This window comes from Vibrio sp. 10N.222.55.C6 (assembly GCF_041473395.1).
Taxonomy (GTDB): Bacteria; Pseudomonadota; Gammaproteobacteria; order Enterobacterales; family Vibrionaceae; genus Vibrio; species Vibrio crassostreae_C.
Genome location: NZ_JBFRSD010000027.1, coordinates 1 through 1,177 on the forward strand (window position 1 = coordinate 1; position 1,177 = coordinate 1,177).

The following is a 1,177-nucleotide window of genomic DNA, read 5'->3' on the forward strand; positions in this document are numbered from 1 at the left end:
TGTCTAAAGAAAAATTTGAACGTACGAAACCGCACGTAAACGTTGGTACTATCGGCCACGTTGACCACGGTAAAACAACTCTAACTGCTGCTATCTGTACTACTCTTGCAAAAGTATACGGCGGTGTTGCTAAAGATTTCGCATCTATCGATAACGCTCCAGAAGAGCGTGAGCGCGGTATCACAATCGCAACTTCTCACGTTGAGTACGACACTCCAGCACGTCACTACGCACACGTAGACTGTCCAGGACACGCGGATTATGTTAAAAACATGATCACTGGTGCTGCACAAATGGACGGCGGTATCCTAGTTGTTGCTGCGACTGACGGCCCTATGCCTCAAACTCGTGAGCACATCCTACTTGGTCGTCAAGTTGGTATCCCTTACATCATCGTATTCATGAACAAATGTGACATGGTAGATGACGAAGAGCTACTTGAGCTAGTTGAGATGGAAGTTCGTGAACTTCTTTCTGAATACGACTTCCCAGGTGATGACCTACCAGTTATCCAAGGTTCTGCACTTGGCGCACTAAACGGCGAGAAGCAGTGGGAAGACAAGATCGTTGAGCTTGCAGAAGCACTAGATTCTTACATTCCTGAGCCAGAGCGTGCAGTTGACCAACCGTTCCTACTACCAATTGAAGATGTATTCTCAATTCAAGGTCGTGGTACTGTTGTAACTGGTCGTATCGAGCGCGGTATCCTACGTGTAGGTGACGAAGTAGAAATCGTTGGTATCAAAGAGACTACTCTTACTACTTGTACTGGTGTTGAAATGTTCCGTAAACTGCTTGACGAAGGTCGTGCAGGTGAGAACGTTGGTGCACTTCTACGTGGTACTAAGCGTGATGACGTTGAACGTGGTCAAGTACTTTCTGCGAAAGGTTCTATCAACCCACACACTAAGTTTGAGTCTGAAGTATACGTACTTTCTAAAGACGAAGGCGGCCGTCACACTCCTTTCTTCAAAGGTTACCGTCCACAGTTCTACTTCCGTACAACTGACGTAACAGGCGACATCACTCTACCAGAAGGCGTAGAAATGGTAATGCCAGGTGACAACGTTCAAATGACTGTTGAGCTAATCGCTCCAATCGCAATGGACGAAGGTCTACGTTTCGCAATCCGCGAAGGTGGCCGTACAGTTGGTGCTGGTGTTGTAGCTAAAATCTT

General features: G+C 46.8%; 1 protein-coding gene. It reads left to right on the top strand.

What is annotated here, in order from left to right; all coding sequences use genetic code 11:
• Positions 1-1,177: elongation factor Tu (gene tuf / locus AB4486_RS15765; protein ID WP_016783752.1), on the top strand; the 1,177-nt coding region annotated here is incomplete at both ends.